The following is a 17,237-nucleotide window of genomic DNA, read 5'->3' on the forward strand; positions in this document are numbered from 1 at the left end:
TCATGTACTGGGCAAAATTACCTCTTTTCTCTTTATGCTTACGAGAACAATTCATGCCCAAATGACTCAGCACTGCACACTGCCGTGGGCGGTTCCACCGCGCACAACACGAAATGGAAAGCATGGGATGAGTGACCTTATCCCCTACTCATCCGCCCACAGCAGCTAAAAAAACATGGCGAGCTTAATTTCTTACAAGATCAGCAGACAAGCGTCACTTTTCGCTGCGCAAATAAAATCATTCTTATGCAAACCTTTGATGGAATGACTCCACCATGTCACGGTGACTTTGCCCCACTCTAATACAATTGCCGGATGGTGGAATTCTTGTTCCGCCAGTTCAGCAATCTGATTAGAGAATGCCCACGCTTGTTTAAAGTTTTTAAAGCGATAGACCTTCTCTAGTTGGGCTACACCATCACGATGAATTAATGACCATCCATCTAATTCACTCAATAACTGTTGTTGCTCTCTTGCCGTAAGCGCAATCGCGTCAGCACTACACGCTTCACAACGTAATTCATCCAGCATGTTGGTGTTCCTTTGGTTGAAATAGTGGAGGGAGTAAGCCCGCCTGACTTGCTTGCTCTACCAACGCCATCAAATCACGTTGGCTGAGTTGATAGAGTTCACTCAAGTCAGGCAGCACATAATAAATCGGCTGCATGATGTCGATGCGATAAGGTGTACGGAGTACTTGTTGAATATCAAAAGGGACACGTTGTGGAATGGTGCTTTCACACGCGTACAATGTTTCTCCCGGTGAGGATAAAATCCCCCCGCCGTAAATTTTGATTTGGTTGTGTTCTTGTACAAGACCAAACTCCACCGTAAACCAATATAGCCGAGCTAAAAAACTACGCTCTTTAGGGCTGGCGGCCGCACCTAATTGACCATAAATCTGAGTAAATGCCGCAAAATCCGGATGAGTGAGCATGGCGCAATGACCATATACCTCATGGAAAAAATCCGGCTCTTGCAAATAGTCAAACTCGTCCCGTCGACGCAAAAAGGTCGCAACGGGAAATTTCTTAGCGGCCAGTAGTGCGAAAAAACGATCAAAGCTGATCAAGGCCGGAACGGGTTCAACCTGCCACCCCGTTTCGCGCTGTAGCACTCGGTTAATTTCTGGCAATTGCGGTAAACGATCGGTCGGTAAGTTGAGCACACCCAAACCTTCTAAGTAGGCTTGGCAAGCACTGGTATTCACGACGGCCAGCTGACGGGTAATCAAATCATGCCAAATCTCATTTTCATCCTTATCCCAATCAATATGACCATGGTCATCAACGGGTTTAGAGTGATAGTGACTCATCGCCCTACTCCATAACAATATCGTTACATTAAGCCTACCTAGCCCCGCCCCTACTGCCAATGCGCTTTCGGTTAATTACGCCACTTTGGATGTAACAATATTTTTACAATAATGTAGTTTTTGGTTATTTTTCATGAGCCTGTTCCTATTACCCTGAGTTGACTTTCCATGATTCGAGAACAAAACTTGTTCACAGTGATAAGGCCACATTCACTCTTAGATTAGAGGTTAGCTATGCCACTTTGGATACCAAGCCAAGCACGTATTTCTGCTTCCAACCTGCAGCAGTTTATTGAGCATGTGAATATGCAAGGTGAAGCGATACACAGCTATCCCGCTTTGCATCAATGGTCTGTTAATGAGACACGCAAATTCTGGCTCGAAATATGGCAGTTTTGCGATGTGATCGGTTATCGCGGAAACTGCATCATTGGTGAAGGCTTACCTCGTTATGGTAAGGAGATGGTTCCGGCCCGTGATTCGATCTGGTTTCCGCAAGCTCAGCTCAACTACGCGGAAAATTTATTGTCTTACGCTTTTCAATCGCCTGAAGGCATCGCGATTTGGTTCAAAAATGAAAATGGACACACCAAAAAACTGACGTGGCAGCAACTTTGTGATCACGTATCGGTCGTGCAACAGTGGCTGATTCAAAATGGTATCGGACAAGGTGATGTCGTGGCAGGTTATCTCCCTCACTTGCCTGAAACTGTGATCGCAATGTTGGCAACAACCAGTTTAGGCGCGATCTGGACATCCACCTCCCCCGATTTTGGGGTGGAAAGCGTGATCGAGCGTTTTGGTCAAGTACAACCCAAAATTCTGTTCTGCTGTAATGGTTACACCTTCAATGGTAAACCCTTTCATATGCAAGAGCGCAATGCACAAATCGTTTCTGGGCTTCCTAGTTTAGTAAATACGTGCCAAATCGAGTATTTACAAGAGCGCAGTTTCAACGCGGATTTCAACGACAGTTTTTCAGATTGGCAATCTCTATTAGCCAGCTATCAACCTAAAGGCGTTGAGTACCATCGTGTCGGCTTCAATGATCCCTTATTTGTGCTTTATTCATCGGGTACCACCGGTAAACCCAAATGCATTACCCATTCCGTTGGGGGAACTTTACTCAATCACCTGAAAGAGCATCAATTGCATTGTGATATTCAACCACAAGATCGGGTGTTCTATTACACCACCACAGGTTGGATGATGTGGAATTGGCATGTTTCTGCACTGGCCAGTGGCGCAACCTTAGTGATTTATGATGGGCATCCACTCTACCCACAAGTTGGCGCACTGTGGGCGCTCGCTGATGAAGCGAATATTACCCTGTTTGGTACTTCAGCTAAGTACCTTGAAACATTGCAAAAAAACCAATTTTCGCCTTGTGACTTTTACTTACTTACCCATTTGAAAACCCTTTGCTCAACCGGATCGGTGCTTTATCCCGAACAATTTGATTATGTGTATGAACATGTTAAATCCGATCTGCATTTAGCTTCCATTGCTGGAGGCACCGATATTTGTGGCTGTTTTGTGCTAGGTAATCCGATGTCTCCGGTATATCGAGGAGAGTGTCAAGGTGCTGGGTTAGGGTTAGATGTCGTGGCATACAACACCCAAGGTAGCGCAATAATAGCTGAGCGCGGTGAGTTGGTGTGTCGTAATAGTTTCCCCAATCAACCAATCGGATTTTGGCATGATGATGGAAGCCGCTACCAACAAGCCTACTGGGATAAATTCCCAGGTGTCTGGCACCATGGTGATGAGATTGAAATTTCCACCACTGGAGGCGTAGTCTTTTTCGGGCGCAGTGACACGGTACTCAATCCCGGAGGAGTTCGAATTGGCACGGCTGAAATTTACCAACAGGTGAATGCACTACCAGAGATCCAAGACTCCATCGCCATTGGGCGGCGTATTGAGCGCGATGAACAAGTGATTCTCTTCGTACAATTAACCGATCACGTGCATCTTGATGAGCCACTCAAACAAAAAATACGCACACTCTTACGTGATCGTTGTTCTCCACGGCATGTTCCAGCACACATTTATGCGCTCAGCGAAATCCCGCGCACCAAATCCGGTAAATTGGTCGAATTGGCGGTCAAGCAAGTGTGCCACGGTGAACAGGTTCAAAATATCAGTGCGATTGCCAACCCACAAACATTACGCGAAATAGAAAACTTACTCTTGGCATAGGCTAAAAGTAAAAGCGGTAAATAGGTACCCAATTTTTTAAGTAAAATTAACGGTTTGATTTTCGTGCCACAGTGGTATTCTTGGCCAAGTGACTCTTTGTACTGGCTTTTTATGGATTATATTCATCTTACTCGCTTTAGCTTAAAACACCTCACTGCACTGCATGTCATGCTTAATACACGCAGTGTTACCCAAACCGCCGCTCGGCTCTGTGTTAGCCCATCCAGTATCAGTAAAGTCCTCGCCCAATTGCGCGAATTGCTTAATGATGAGCTTTTCTACCGTGATGGTAATCAGCTCATCCCGACGCCTTATGTACAGCAAATGGGTCCTACCGTGCACCAGATTTTATCGAGCATGAACGGGTTACTGCATTGCAGCGAGTTTAATCCCACTGAATACCAAGGCCACTACCGCTTAGCCATGCGAGAGAGCACTTTGGAACTGTTTGCCCCCAAAATCACCGCCATACTCGCAGCGTGCTCATCGGAGCTGTCGATGACCATTCACTCCAAAGAACATTACGGTTTTGATGCTTTGCAAAGCGGTTTGATCGATTTCATTCTTTTACCACACGATCTCAGCCAGCCCCCAACTTTCGCCCAAGATTTGGTTTGGCAAGTGATCGCATCCGATGAACTGGTCTGTTTAATGCATCCAACGCATCCTCTGGTCAATCAGGAGCTCAGTGTTGAAAACTACCTTGCCCATAAACATATCGGCATTCTCGACAATGAACTGAGCGATCCCTACTTTGAAAAATATCTGACTCAACAACACGAAACTCGACGCATTGCAGTCGCCACCCCAGATTTTGGTGCAGCGGCCATTTTATGCCATCAAACCCAATTTCTTTTGACTTGTTCAAAAATGTGGGCAGATAAAGCCATGCAAGCTCAAGGATTAATTCAGAAATCCTTACCCTTCGAGTATGGAAAAGTCGCTTACAGCCTCGTTTGGAATAAACCGAGCATGAATGATCGATCAATCCGTTGGCTATGCCAGCAGCTTCTCTCTAGTGCGGTTTGAAAAACGCAGTAAAAGAAAAGGGTCAGCGCATGCTGACCCTTTTCTTTGTTGCTCTGTTTTTGATTTTTGTTAATAACCCTAGCCATGAGTTGTCAGTCAATAAACAGAAAATTGAGACGTGTACTCGGGGAACTGAGCTTCGTCCTTGATTATTCACTCATTAGTTTAGGTGCTAGGTTTAATTTTTGTTAGTGAAATTATGTAAATGGTCAATTTACTATTTGGAAAAGATATACAAATCACACTCTTAACGTAATCAATATGCAAAACGTGGGCGCTTATAAAAAACCTTATCTAGAACCCACAAAAACAAAAGCCGCGGCATCATGCAGCGGCAAATATTCTCGGGATTTCGTATTCAGCCCTTCACTTCATCAAGGGAAATAAGCTACTTACGGGCAATACCAACCACAACGGGCAACGTTCCTTTTTCGGTAACCACATCAAAAGCAACGCGCGTTTCGACAGCCGAAAAACCCGCATTCTTCAACACGGATTCAATGTCGGATTGCGTTAAGCCATTTTCACTGGCCATGCCACTTTCGTCAGCCAACCAGTCAAAATGCACAAAGTACCCACCCTCATCAACTAAAGTGACAATGATATCCGCCACATCTTGTAAATTCGGCAGAAAAGCACACACCGATGAAGCGACAACCAAATCAAACTGCTTACGAAATGCAGGATGCTGCGCCACTAAGCCACGAGTGAGAGAATCCACCACAGGCTCCACATTACGTAGTTCTTTGCGGTCAAGCTCCTCAATCATGGCTTCTGAGGAATCAAGTGCAACAATATCGCGGGCAAGCGGTGACATTAGCTGACTTAGCAATCCCGTGCCGCAGCCAAAATCCAAAATATGCTTTCCTTGCAAAGAGAGGATTTTTGTCAGTTGTTGGAATACGCTTTGCGCAAATGCATGGGTCGCTGGGTCATTTTCCCAGTTTGCAGCGTATTCATCCCAGTCGTGTGCCATCATGGCCTCCGTATTACTTCTTGTATTCGGGCAATGCTGCCAAGAGTAAACCAAAATGAAGTAGAGTTCATAGAGTTACAACGCATTCTTTGCCAAGAAAATCCACTTTGGCCTCATTTGCCGAGAATTTGTTCAGATAGGCAGACGCTGCAATTTTGTTTATGATCCCAGCACTTTGAATGACTTGGCTCCGCTATGAACCTATCACAAATTGAAGCATTTTGTACTATTGCCAATACAGGCTCAGTCTCAGAAGCAGCCCGCCAGCTCGATTGCAATCGAACGAAGCTCAGCATGGCTATTAAAGCGCTTGAGAAAGAGCTCAACGTGGCACTTTTTGTTCGTGCTGGCAATTACCTTACGCTCTCTGAAGCGGGAAAAGCGGTATACAAAGATTGTGAAAATTTGCTGATCACGGCATCGCGCATACGTCAAACTTGCGCACAAGCTTGCAGTGAGTTTGCTGCCGAAATGTGGATTGCCCGTGATGATTCGCTCCCCGACCATTTCTGGCAAGAAATTGCTAGCCAGTTGCACAAGCTTTTTCCCAATACCTCCTTCAATATGGTGTTGGCATCGAGCGGTGATTTAGCCAATTTAGTCGCAACTCAGCAGGTCAACTGCGCCTTTGGCGTAGACTACGAACGGCTTGATGATCCAAGAATCACCTATCAGCCACTGGGTAAAATTCGCATGATGTCCGTGTGCAACCGCGATCACCCATTAGTGAAACAAAAACGAGTCAGTGATGAAGAGCTGCGTAAGTTTATGCAAGCGGTCATGGTTTATCTCAATGAGAAAGATAACCCGAACTTACAACCCTTTTCCCGTCGCTACATTGGCTTTTCTAGCTTTGAATACATGCTCAATACCATCATGAGCGAGAACGCTTGGGGAGTGTTACCCGAGCCGTTAATCCGACATTATCTCCGTGAACAGAAATTAACCGTCATCAAACACACATACGGTTTGACCCAAGAGGATTTCTGCCTGTTTCAGCCAATAGGAAGCAGTGAGAACCCAGTAGTACTGTGGATCAGTGACAAACTCAGCGATTATTTGTTTGATTTCTAATCCTTACTTTCTTCGCTTTTGATTTACTGCCAGCACTCAGCGCCAATAATTATGACAGCAAGATATTATTATAACTATTTGAATATTAAGCACATATTTAACATTTCATTTTAACCCCATCGTTAATTACATAATTTCACGTTGCGTAAAAGGGATTAGTCGCCAGAATGAGCGGCGAAACCTACGAGGAAATTAACGATGTGTTCTCAAACCAATTTTAATGAAAAGCGTGTATTAACGCTTTCTGCCATTATCGCATCAGGCTTTGCTGGCAGCGGCTTGCTCGTCGGTCTACTCGTTGGCTCAATGGTCATTGTCTTTGACGGTGTCTATTCGCTAGTCAGTTTACTGTTAACATTATTGTCGCTCGCCGTTTCACGTTATATACAAAAACCCTCTGATGCGCGCTTCCCCTTTGGGCGCGCTGTATTGGAGCCTCTAGTGATCGCCATCAAAGGCTTAGTGATTTTATTGATTGTCAGCTATTCGCTTTATTCAGCATTCACGGCACTACTCAGTGGGGGGCGAGCGGTAGATCCCTCGATTGCGACCTTATTTGGTGCCTTTAGCGTGGCAGGTTGTACTTTAGCGTGGTGGAAAATGGCGAGATTGAGTCGACGTCATCCATCGGGCTTAATTGCAGCCGAAGTCAAACAGTGGCAAATGGATACTCTACTCAGCTTGGTGGTGATGGTAGGCTTTATTGTGGCTTGGTTGATTAGCCTCACACCATGGGAGCATTACGCTGTATATGCAGACCCGAGTATGATGTTACTGATGTCGTTCTACTTTATTAAACTCCCGCTTGGTATGCTCAAATCGGCTCTGCGTGAGATGCTATTGATGGCACCGAGCCATGACATTCAACAAGCCGTATCCAGTAGCATTCAAGCGACTGAAACACACGCCGATCAACCATTAGAGCTTTATGGGGTGACCAAAGTGGGACGTGAACTTTGGGTGGAAGTCGCGTTAAAAACCGCTGAGGAAAATTCGATTGCCATTGAAGACATTCAGCGCATCGAAAAACATTTAGAACAAAGCCTTGCCGTACTGCCCTATCAATTACAACTGACCGTGAGCGTTGCTCGCTAAAAGCGGTGGTTTAGGGATGACAACAAAAAGCCCGCGTCATTGCGGGCTTATTTCATGATTATTGGTTGGAAACCGGATCCGATGCCTGGTTCTCTTTAGATGCACTAGGTTCACGAGTAACCCACCAACAAATTAAGGATCCTAACGTCACCATCACGACACCTTGCCAAAAACTCAGCCCAAGAACAACACCCAAGATCATCGATGAAAACAAGGTCGAGATGATCGGTGTAAAATAAGAGAGCGTGGCAAGCAACAGCATATTTCCACGTAAAATCGCGACGTTCCACAGCGCATAACCACTCCCCATCACCACTCCGGCGAGAAGCAGTATCGTCACGTTTGACCAAGTAAACTCAAGCGCTGGCTCATTACTGACTGCATATTGAAGCCACAATGTGGCTGCCGTAACACCGAAAAATAGCACGATAGCATTTTGTCCTTGAGCTAAACGCTGGGTAACGTTGCAGTATATGGCCCAGATAAAAGCACCAATGAACGCCATGGTGTAAACCGTCGGGTTAGTGGCAATACGGCTCGATAAATCTGCCACAGAGATGCCCTGATCAGCCACAATCGTCCACGCGACACCGATGAAAGCAAGAGCGACACTAGGGTAGACCCACACACTGACCGAGCGTTGGCTCAGCAATACTGCAATCAACACGGTCAACGCGGGCCAAAGATAGTTAATCACTGACATTTCAATCGCTTGTAATCGATCATTCGCCATACCCAGCGCTAACGCCAAGCAGATTTCGTAGCTCACAAAGAGCGCCCCGCCAATCAGCACATAGCGAGTAGAGTTGGATTTTAGGCGTGGGATTCCCATTGTGACCAAGAGGAATAGCGTGCTCACGCTATAGATCAGCGCAGCTCCCCCAATCGGTGAAAACTCTTCAGCGACTCGGCGGGTTAACCCCATCAAGCTGCCCCACAGTAAAATTGCAGCCACACCGAATAAGGTATGTTTGTGAGTAATCAGACGCTGTTTCAAAGTAGCCTCAAAGTGGTTTAAATCGAGAACGAGGTTAAGTCAGAACGTTCAGTGAACGCAAAATTCTGGCGGGTGAACCACCAACCAAAGTATCAGGGGGGACATCGTGGTTTACCACAGAATTCGCCGCTACCACAGAACGAGCACCAATGGTCACCCCTTGATTAATCACCACATTGCCACCAATCCATACATCATCTTCAACCACTATCGGTTTACAAATCGTTTCCCACAACTGGCGGCGACGATAATCTAAGGAGTGGGATGCGGTATAAAACTGAGTGCTGGGGCCAATCAAAACATGATTACCAATCGTAATTGGCGCACCATCGAGCATCACCACATTCATGTTGATAAATGTCTGTGCGCCAATACGAATGGTTTTGCCAAACTCGCAGTGAAAAGGAGGCTGCACACTACTCTGCGCACCAAGAAAGCCAAACAGTTGCGTTTGTAAGGCGTAACGCTCCTCTTCATCAATACTTTGGTTAATTGCGAGTTTTAGCTTAGCCGCTTGGCAGCGTAAGGCTTCAATCTCAGTGGAGGCGCCATCAAAGTTTTCACCATTCAGCATTTTGTCTAGTTCGCTCATTCGTATCCCCCGATCATCAAGCAAAATCCAAGGTTAACGCCAAGCCAACAAATGAAAAGTGCAAACAATGGCGAATTGATTTCCTCTATTCCTTAACAACAGCTTCCAGTGGCTCAATTCGGCTGACCAATAGTTGGTCTACCTTGTAGTTATCGATATCGACAACTTCAAATTTATAACCAGCGTAAACGACAGAATCCGTACGGCGTGGAATTTTACGCAACATGTACATCATGAATCCGGCAATGGTTTCGTAGTTTTGTTGCTGAGGAAACTCTTCAATAGCAAAAGAACGCATCACGTCAGTGATTGGCGTAACGCCATCGACTAGCCATGAGTTACCGTCACGGGCCACAATCTGTTCTTCACCCTCGGCCAGTACCCAAGTTCCCATCACAGCACTTTGTAAATCATTAAACGTCACCACGCCTACCACGAGCGCATACTCGTTCATCACCACCGCGAAATCGACACGGTTAATTTTGAAGTATTCCAATGCTTCAGAGAGGCTTAGTGTGTCAGGAATAATTGGGCAGCCATTAACCACACTGCCTTCTTTTAGATTCATTCCTTGTCCGTTAATCACGCGGATCAGTAATTCTTTCGAATCAACATACCCTTTGATCAAATCTAACTGCCCATCACACACTAAAAACTTATTGTGCGGATGATTGGAAATTTTATGCTTGATCTGCTCTTCACTGTCATTGAGGCTGAGGAACACCAGACTCTCGCGAGCCGTCATGGCAGAGGTAACCGGAATAGTCTGCATCTCGAACACACTTTCCATCATCTGCTGCTCACCCTTATCAAGCACCCCAGCTTCTGCGCCGGCATCCATTACCGCATAAATATCATCCGACGTGATTTCATCATTGCGCTCAGTCGGCACGCTCAACGCACGAAACAGTAAGTTAGCCAAACCATTGAAGAACCACACGAATGGCTTGAGTAACGTGATACAAATCAGCATACCGCCTACCAAACTGGTCGCAATACGCTCTGGCATTGCCATCGCAATGCGCTTGGGCATTAAGTCAGCAATCAAAATAAACATGCTGGTCACAAGCATAAATGACAAAATAAAGCTGGCTTGCGCTAACCAGTTAGCGGGGATGACTCCCTCAATCAAGACTTTGATGTAAGGCGTAAAGGCCGACTCACCGACAATACCGCCCATGATAGCGACCGCATTTAAGCCAATTTGTACCACAGTGAAAAAATTCCCAGGATGGGCTTGTAGTTCGAGCACTCGCTCAGCACGTTCATCCCCTTCATCCGCCATTTGACGTAAACGGATTTTGCGAGCCGCAGCTAAAGAAATTTCCGACATAGAAAAGAAACAACTGGCAGCAATCAACGCCATGATGATGGAGATGTTTTCGAAAAAACTCATAGGTATACACCCAAAAAATCAACAGAACAGGAGAGTTAATATCACAAGGCAAACGAAGCTGGTAGATAAGCGCATCTGCCCCGTCTCGTCAGTTCACATACCCTACGAAATGGGGAGAAGGATGAATACAGCACACGTCACTGTAACTTCAAGTTAGACAATATAATTGAAAAAACAAGGTTATTCAGAACAGATTTCCCATGAGTGGGTCATTTCAACGCCTTTACCCAGCATCAAACACACCGAGCAATATTTCTCTAACGAATCGGCGGTGACTTGCGCGACGACATTTTGATCCAAATCTTCGCCACTCAAGACAAAGTGGATATTCACCTCGGTAAATAACTTCGGTGCGGTTTCACGGCGTGTTGCAGAAAGCTGTGCTGTACAGCCGCGGATTTTTTGCCCTGCTTTTTTCATGCCGTCAACGACGTCAACAGAGCTGCATCCACCGGCAGCCATCATGACCATTTCCATCGGGCTTGGCGCACTCGCACCACCATTGCCATCCATCACGATAGAATGCCCCGAGTTGGACAAACCGATAAATCGAAAATCTTCAACCCACTTCACTTGCGCTTGCATAACCGAAACTCACTAAAGTTAATGAACGCCGGTATGTTAGCACAATACCACCCAGAAAGGTGCCAGACTCGATAGCCGAGGCAAAAAGAAAACCCCACTAAGCTTTCGCTTAGTGGGGTTCAGTTCTTACTCGCAGCAATCCCGCTACTAATAGGTGCTCCCTGCATCTATTCCTTGATAGTCTGCTGTATCCTTCAGCGCAATCCGTTTCATCGCCTTCCTAGCGGTGTCCCTTCCTCTGTCATCCTGACAGAACACGCTTAATCCTTTAAGTCGTCCATTCACTTTCCGTTTATAACCATCCTAGTTATCAAGCGTCCAGCCAATGTCCTTCGCTTTCCTTGCCGATCACTCATCCTGAATAATCGAAATCTTCGTCCTGAAGATGACCAATCCTTGGGTCTTTCCTGTTCCGTGTCGGCTTCCTGCTGACCCATTCACTTTACGATATGAGCGTATTTCAGCAACTGCTGTTTTTCATTGCACTTCAACGCACCTCACCAAAACATTTAATTTACCATTAAAAATCAATAAATTAAAAACAACAGCAACCAAACACCTGCAGATAAACACTTAAATTTCTTACATGAGATGTAAGAGATCTCGCACAAAATGAATCCTATATTGAGAAATACCCACGTTTTAGTCCCTGATCCACTTTGTGATAGCGATCGCAAGGCGTGCTCCCAAACTGCACAGATAAGCTAAGCAACAGATGGGGTGATAGTAGGAAATCTCCCATTTGATACCGAACCACACAGTGAATAACAAGCTAGGTTGATTTAAGTATGGGTATAGACTCTTGACATAAAAATCAGGATAGTATCACTCACAATGATGTACCTATGGTACGTGGTTGATGACTAAACAATGTCGCGAATAAATGAGGAATAACGACATGATTTCAAAATGGGCGCAACGTTTTTTCCAGATGGCCGAATTAGTTGGCTCGTGGAGTAAAGATCCTTCCACGCAGGTAGGCGCTGTGATCACCAAACAAAACCGTATTGTCTCCGTGGGATTTAATGGCTATCCACACGGTATTTCCGACAGCGCTAGCACGGATGATCGGGATATGAAGTATTTGAAAACCCTTCATGCCGAAGAGAATGCCATCTTATTTGCGAAGCGTGATCTGGATGGGTGCGAAATTTACGTGACCCATTTCCCATGCCCAAATTGCGCAGCAAAGATTATTCAAACAGGCATCTCAGCAGTGCATTGCCCAGAACAATCTGACGATTTTTTATCTCGTTGGGGTGACAAAATTAAAGTCAGTCAAGATATGTTTTTGCAGGCAGGTGTCAAAGTACATTGGCTACCATTACTTGAGTTACAACACATCAATACCATTGAACTGCCCTCTGAGACAAACAATCATTAACTCGATAATCATCGCAAACATAAAAAATGGGACTGATGTGTCCCATTTTTTACCATCACAGTTTTACTCCGAACATGGAAATTTTGCATTGATTGACTACGTGACTCATCTGTTTGATTTTTTGCTGACCGAAACAGATTTCATCGATCGAAGCCACATTCTTCCTGTAACAAATTCGTCATCAATCGACTAAAAGTTTGACATGCGTTGTTATCCTAGCGAAATAAGTCACTAATTTTTTAAAAGTCAACCGTCGAAAATAGCACAAATTAACCGAAAACCTCCGCAAAACTCACCGCTATTGCGTGACTTCTCAGCGCATTATTTTTCCTAGCAGAAAAACGATCCCAACTTTACAATCGCGCCACATAAAAATAACAACGACTTATCGATGCCATCGAATGGTCAACATTGTTCAACACACTCCCTACTTCGGTGTGTTTAAACCAATAACTCTCCTGATGCTACGCACGATGAGTGGCAAAGGAATAACCTCTAACGTGAAAGGTCCCAAGTAAACTATGAGTCCAGAGAACTATTTTCTAGACTGGCAAAAAAGCCAAACTCTTGCTGAAACACTCTCTCCCTTAGTTGGTCAGCTCTATCGCCAGCAAGGGGTGGAAACGGTGTTGTGTGGTAAAACGTTGATCAATGCGACCACCATCGACATCATTAAAACTCACCGCGTGGCCCGACGCTACCTTGGTGAATCGTTGCCAATCGATAAAACCCTACCTTTGGTACAGCAAATCGCCACGCTAGAACTTGCTCCTTGTCGTATTGATATTGGGCGGCTTGCCGAACAATATTGGCAACAGCATCAAGATACGCACGCTTTGAATGATTTTCTGCTCACAGCTCTGGATGAAGCATTACAGACCACACACCGTATTCAGCCTAAAGACGTTGTGCTGTATGGCTTTGGCCGTATTGGACGTTTGCTTGCTCGCCTATTGATTGAAAAAAGTGGCGCAGGTTACCCATTGCGCTTACGCGCGATTGTTGTGCGTGGTGGTAAAAACGGGGATTTAGAAAAACGTGCAAGTCTACTACGTCGTGATTCTGTTCATGGCCAATTCAACGGCAGTATTACCATTGATAAAGAACGCAAAGCTCTGATCGCGAATGGCAACTTTATCCAAGTTATCTATGCAAATTCCCCACAAGATGTGGACTACACCGCTTACGGCATTCATAACGCTTTGGTAGTGGATAACACGGGCGTATGGCGCGACAGCGAAGGCTTAAGCCAGCACCTTGCCTCTCCAGGGGCGAGTAAGGTTCTGCTTACTGCGCCGGGTAAAGGTGATATTAAAAACGTGGTGTTTGGCGTCAACCAGTCGGTGATTCAACCCGAAGACACCATCATTTCCGCTGCCAGTTGTACGACCAACGCGATTACCCCCGTGTTGAAAGCAGTCAACGATCGCTACGGCATTACTTCAGGTCACATTGAAACCGTTCATTCGTTTACCAATGATCAAAACCTGATCGACAACTTCCATAAAGGTGAGCGTCGTGGTCGAGCGGCATCACTCAATATGGTACTCACTGAGACAGGTGCGGCCAAAGCTGTTGCTAAAGCGCTTCCTGAGTTAACCGGCAAACTGACGGGTAATTCGATTCGCGTGCCTACTCCGAATGTTTCGATGGCGATCGCCAATCTCAACTTAGCTCACTCGACAACCAAAGAAGAGCTGAACGCTTACTTACGCGACATAGCAATCAACTCACCGTTGTCAGGGCAGATTGACTACACCGAATCTACGGAAATTGTTTCCAGCGATCTGGTGGGTTCACGTTATGCGGGCGTGGTCGATGCAACAGCAACCATTGCACAAGATAGCCGTTGTGTTCTGTATGTTTGGTATGACAATGAATTTGGCTATAGCTGCCAAGTGGTACATTGTATGGAACAGATGATGGGTGTGCGTTACCCAACTTATCCCGCTCAATAAATCACCGTCTCCACAACAGGCCCAAACTGCGTGCAGCGAAGCTCGATAGTTTCACGGCAGGTGGAATGGGTCATCACAATAAAAACCATAAGTCGTGCTGCGCTGATCGCTTCGGTGATCAGCAACACCGACCTCTCCCTCAAGCTTGCCGCCTCACTGATGTAGGCGGCTTTTTTGTGCTGATGCCACAGCGACACAAGTCATCGGACTGTCAAGATTGTCCATTTGTGGTGAAAATGAACATTGTTCATTTTCGATTAATCTTATTCAGGGTATGGTGGCTCTGTTACTTGGAGGAACCATTATGAACCGATTCCTGATCACTTTACTGTCACTGATTACTGGCGTGTTTGCTTTGATATTCAGCTTATTGCTGGCGATCCCACTGACAATTATCGCGTTGATCACCGGTAAACGTTTGCAAAAACAGCTCAAAGCACGAGCTTACCAATTTAATCAACAAGCAGCGTACACCACTCATTCGAATGTTATTGAAGGTGAGTACGAAGAGATTTCGCCACGTCGCTAGTGGCGATAGCCTTAGGGTTTGAGTGAATCTCAAACCCAGAAAGGGCAACTTATACCGTCCAGATCACTCGAATGGCCAAAGCTATCAACACGAGGCCAGAGAGGCGATCAATCAGTACCGCGCGAGCACGCAGTTTGTCGAGCAAGCGTGGTGAAGACAAGATCAACGTAATAAACGTGTACCAAAGCCCATCGACGATAAACGGTGTAAACACAATCGCAGCTTTGCTCATAAAATCGGAACCGACCGCGACATATTGGCTAAACAGCGCAATAAAAAACAAAGCAATTTTCGGACTGAGCAGCGAGATTAACACCCCTTCTCTGGCCGATTGCCACACACTGACTGATTCACCCGATTCCAATTTAGCCGCCACTCCGCCCTTGGAGCGCAATGCGTTCCAACCCAAATAGGCAAGATAAGCAGCACCTGCATAACTGATCGTTTTAAACAGCAAAGGAGATTGATGCAGTACGACGGCTAATCCGATCAGCGTAATAAAGGCATAGACTCCGATCCCAAATGCATGCGCCCAAGCCGCCGCAAAACCGTTTTTACGCCCACCAGCAAGACTATGTTTTGCCACCATTGCCAAACTTGGCCCCGGAGACATCGCGCCTAAGATACAAATCGTAAACAGCGATAACCAGACCGTTAGTGTCATGTTAACTCCTAAACTTATTCACTCTGCGAGCAACAATATAAGCAAATGGTTGGAAAATATAGATAAAAGAGTAATAAATATTGCGCCAAACTTTTGCATGAATGATTTCTAGTGAATTTTTATTCAGTGAAAGCCGCTATGAAAGGGAGTATGCTAAAGCTCAAATTTGGCGCAGGATGCTCAACGTGAATCAACTGAAAAAGGATATTTCTCTCGGCGCAGGCGTTGCTCAGCTCTCGACTACGCTAATGGGAACTGGGTTATTTATGGTGCCTGCCATTGCGGCGGGGATTGCGGGTGCTTTTTCACTATGGGCGTGGCTAGTACTGTTTATCGCCATATGCCCGATCGCACTCACTTTTGCCCAACTCGGTAAACGTTACCCGAATGCTGGTGGCACGGCGTATTTTGTACGTCAGGCATTTAACCCACGCCTTGAACGCGCTGTAGCTTGGTTATTTCTCAGCGTAATCCCTGTGGGAGTTCCTGCGGCAGTGACTCTCGCGGCCAGTTTTTTGCAAGCCTTGCTGCCAGAACCTTTGGCAAATCCACTCCTCACACAAACACTCACGATTCTTTTATTGGTCGGGGTGAATCTTGCTGGAACCAAATCCTCTGGGCGATTACAAACCATGATCGCGTTAGCCATTTTCAGTTTAGTGATCGCTTTTTTATGGCGAGGCGAGGTTTCCACACACGATTTAGTCATGCCGACATTGACCCGCGAGGGTTTACTCTCGATTGGTGCCGCGTTAGCAGTAATGTTTTGGTGTTTTGTCGGTATCGAAGCCTTTGCCCACATGGGAGAGGAATTTCGCAATCCGCAGCGCGATTTCCCCTTAGCAATTTTGATTGGCAGTTTAGTAGCAGGTTTGACCTATTGGGCCTGCTCTGTAGTGGTCTTGAAATTTGGCGCCTATGGTCAGGCTCAATTTGACGGAGGAGCCATCCCGTGGCTCAGTGATACATTATTTGGCACACGTTGGGCTACGGTGATCAGCGTGATTGGATTTTTAGCCTGCTTTGCTAGCCTCAATCTTTACACACAAAGCCTTGCACGTATGGTTTGGGCTCAAGCTCGCGAATATCGACCAGAAAGTGCCGTGGCTCGCATTTCAATTCGCGGTGTGCCTGCACACGCGACAATATTGGTCGGAGCCGTGCTGTTTGTTTCTTGTTTAGTTGGTCATTTGACTGGACTGGATCTGGAGTTTTTCCTCAAACTAGCCAATGGCATCTTTGTCTTGGTTTATCTACTTGCCATGTTAGCGGCCTTTAAACTGCTCACTGGGGCGAGTAAATATCTAGCGGGAATGGCATTGTTATTGTGTGCTGGAGTGTTTGTTTGCTTAGGCTGGTCGATGTTGTACGCGCTTACGGTTTTCCTGCTCTTAGTTCGCCCTTGGCAATCTACAGCACAAGCGACGGAATCATAATCGCT

General features: G+C 45.9%; 16 protein-coding genes. 8 read left to right on the forward strand and 8 right to left on the reverse strand.

Annotated elements, in window-relative coordinates; all coding sequences use genetic code 11:
* Window positions 1-192: 192 nt before the first annotated feature.
* The gene (locus MKA69_RS17540; RefSeq protein ID WP_000883434.1) at window positions 193-531 is read right to left on the reverse strand and encodes a 4a-hydroxytetrahydrobiopterin dehydratase; all 339 of its coding nucleotides are present in this window, start codon (window positions 529-531) and stop codon (window positions 193-195) included.
* Window positions 521-1,315 carry a phenylalanine 4-monooxygenase gene (gene phhA / locus MKA69_RS17545; RefSeq protein WP_305848575.1) on the reverse strand — a complete coding sequence of 265 codons (795 nt, stop codon included), beginning with the start codon at window positions 1,313-1,315 and terminating at the stop codon, window positions 521-523. Before phhA ends, MKA69_RS17540 begins: the two co-directional genes overlap by 11 nt.
* A gap of 234 nt (window positions 1,316-1,549) precedes the next feature.
* Here phhA and MKA69_RS17550 point away from each other — a divergent pair, with 234 nt between their 5' ends.
* Both MKA69_RS17550 and MKA69_RS17555 read left to right on the forward strand, forming a co-directional pair.
* Window positions 1,550-3,517 carry an acetoacetate--CoA ligase gene (locus tag MKA69_RS17550; RefSeq protein WP_305848576.1) on the forward strand — a complete coding sequence of 656 codons (1,968 nt, stop codon included), beginning with the start codon at window positions 1,550-1,552 and terminating at the stop codon, window positions 3,515-3,517.
* Window positions 3,518-3,628: 111 nt separating this feature from the next.
* A complete protein-coding gene (locus MKA69_RS17555) occupies window positions 3,629-4,546 on the forward strand; it encodes a LysR family transcriptional regulator (RefSeq protein ID WP_055044785.1) in 918 nt (305 codons plus the stop codon).
* A gap of 388 nt (window positions 4,547-4,934) precedes the next feature.
* Here MKA69_RS17555 and MKA69_RS17560 read toward each other — a convergent pair whose 3' ends face one another.
* Complete coding sequence (locus MKA69_RS17560) at window positions 4,935-5,522, reverse strand: class I SAM-dependent methyltransferase (protein ID WP_000929771.1); 588 nt, start codon at window positions 5,520-5,522, stop codon at window positions 4,935-4,937.
* Between the two features lie 195 nt (window positions 5,523-5,717).
* Between MKA69_RS17560 and MKA69_RS17565 the strand changes: the two genes are divergently transcribed.
* The gene (locus MKA69_RS17565; RefSeq protein WP_055034270.1) at window positions 5,718-6,596 is read left to right on the forward strand and encodes a LysR family transcriptional regulator; all 879 of its coding nucleotides are present in this window, start codon (window positions 5,718-5,720) and stop codon (window positions 6,594-6,596) included.
* 198 nt (window positions 6,597-6,794) lie between these two features.
* On the forward strand, window positions 6,795-7,691 hold the full coding sequence (locus MKA69_RS17570; RefSeq protein WP_055044783.1) for a cation diffusion facilitator family transporter: 897 nt from the start codon (window positions 6,795-6,797) through the stop codon (window positions 7,689-7,691).
* Between the two features lie 58 nt (window positions 7,692-7,749).
* Here MKA69_RS17570 and yddG read toward each other — a convergent pair whose 3' ends face one another.
* From yddG to MKA69_RS17590, 4 genes are all read right to left on the reverse strand, one after another.
* A complete protein-coding gene (gene yddG, locus MKA69_RS17575; RefSeq protein ID WP_305848577.1) occupies window positions 7,750-8,688 on the reverse strand; it encodes an aromatic amino acid DMT transporter YddG in 939 nt (312 codons plus the stop codon).
* A 34-nt stretch (window positions 8,689-8,722) separates the two neighbouring features.
* Window positions 8,723-9,280 carry a sugar O-acetyltransferase gene (locus MKA69_RS17580; RefSeq protein ID WP_305848578.1) on the reverse strand — a complete coding sequence of 186 codons (558 nt, stop codon included), beginning with the start codon at window positions 9,278-9,280 and terminating at the stop codon, window positions 8,723-8,725.
* 85 nt (window positions 9,281-9,365) lie between these two features.
* Window positions 9,366-10,676, reverse strand: a complete 1,311-nt coding sequence (locus MKA69_RS17585; protein WP_000007484.1) for a hemolysin family protein — start codon at window positions 10,674-10,676, stop codon at window positions 9,366-9,368.
* 180 nt (window positions 10,677-10,856) lie between these two features.
* On the reverse strand, window positions 10,857-11,261 hold the full coding sequence (locus MKA69_RS17590; RefSeq protein ID WP_055028032.1) for an OsmC family protein: 405 nt from the start codon (window positions 11,259-11,261) through the stop codon (window positions 10,857-10,859).
* Between the two features lie 898 nt (window positions 11,262-12,159).
* Between MKA69_RS17590 and MKA69_RS17600 the strand changes: the two genes are divergently transcribed.
* The 3 genes from MKA69_RS17600 (at window position 12,160) to MKA69_RS17610 (ending at window position 15,132) form a co-directional block, all read left to right on the forward strand.
* On the forward strand, window positions 12,160-12,645 hold the full coding sequence (locus MKA69_RS17600) for a dCMP deaminase family protein (protein ID WP_055050378.1): 486 nt from the start codon (window positions 12,160-12,162) through the stop codon (window positions 12,643-12,645).
* 521 nt (window positions 12,646-13,166) lie between these two features.
* Window positions 13,167-14,603 carry a glyceraldehyde-3-phosphate dehydrogenase gene (locus MKA69_RS17605; RefSeq protein WP_055050377.1) on the forward strand — a complete coding sequence of 479 codons (1,437 nt, stop codon included), beginning with the start codon at window positions 13,167-13,169 and terminating at the stop codon, window positions 14,601-14,603.
* Between the two features lie 304 nt (window positions 14,604-14,907).
* Window positions 14,908-15,132, forward strand: a complete 225-nt coding sequence (locus MKA69_RS17610; protein ID WP_069504372.1) for a hypothetical protein — start codon at window positions 14,908-14,910, stop codon at window positions 15,130-15,132.
* Window positions 15,133-15,181: 49 nt separating this feature from the next.
* Here the strand turns inward: MKA69_RS17610 and MKA69_RS17615 are convergent, their stop codons facing one another.
* On the reverse strand, window positions 15,182-15,796 hold the full coding sequence (locus MKA69_RS17615; RefSeq protein ID WP_055035475.1) for a LysE family translocator: 615 nt from the start codon (window positions 15,794-15,796) through the stop codon (window positions 15,182-15,184).
* 185 nt (window positions 15,797-15,981) lie between these two features.
* Between MKA69_RS17615 and yjeH the strand changes: the two genes are divergently transcribed.
* Window positions 15,982-17,232 carry an L-methionine/branched-chain amino acid transporter gene (yjeH, locus tag MKA69_RS17620; RefSeq protein WP_032470289.1) on the forward strand — a complete coding sequence of 417 codons (1,251 nt, stop codon included), beginning with the start codon at window positions 15,982-15,984 and terminating at the stop codon, window positions 17,230-17,232.
* Window positions 17,233-17,237 lie beyond the last annotated feature (5 nt).

Source organism: Vibrio sp. AH4 (assembly GCF_030710545.1).
Taxonomy (GTDB): domain Bacteria; phylum Pseudomonadota; class Gammaproteobacteria; order Enterobacterales; family Vibrionaceae; genus Vibrio; species Vibrio metoecus.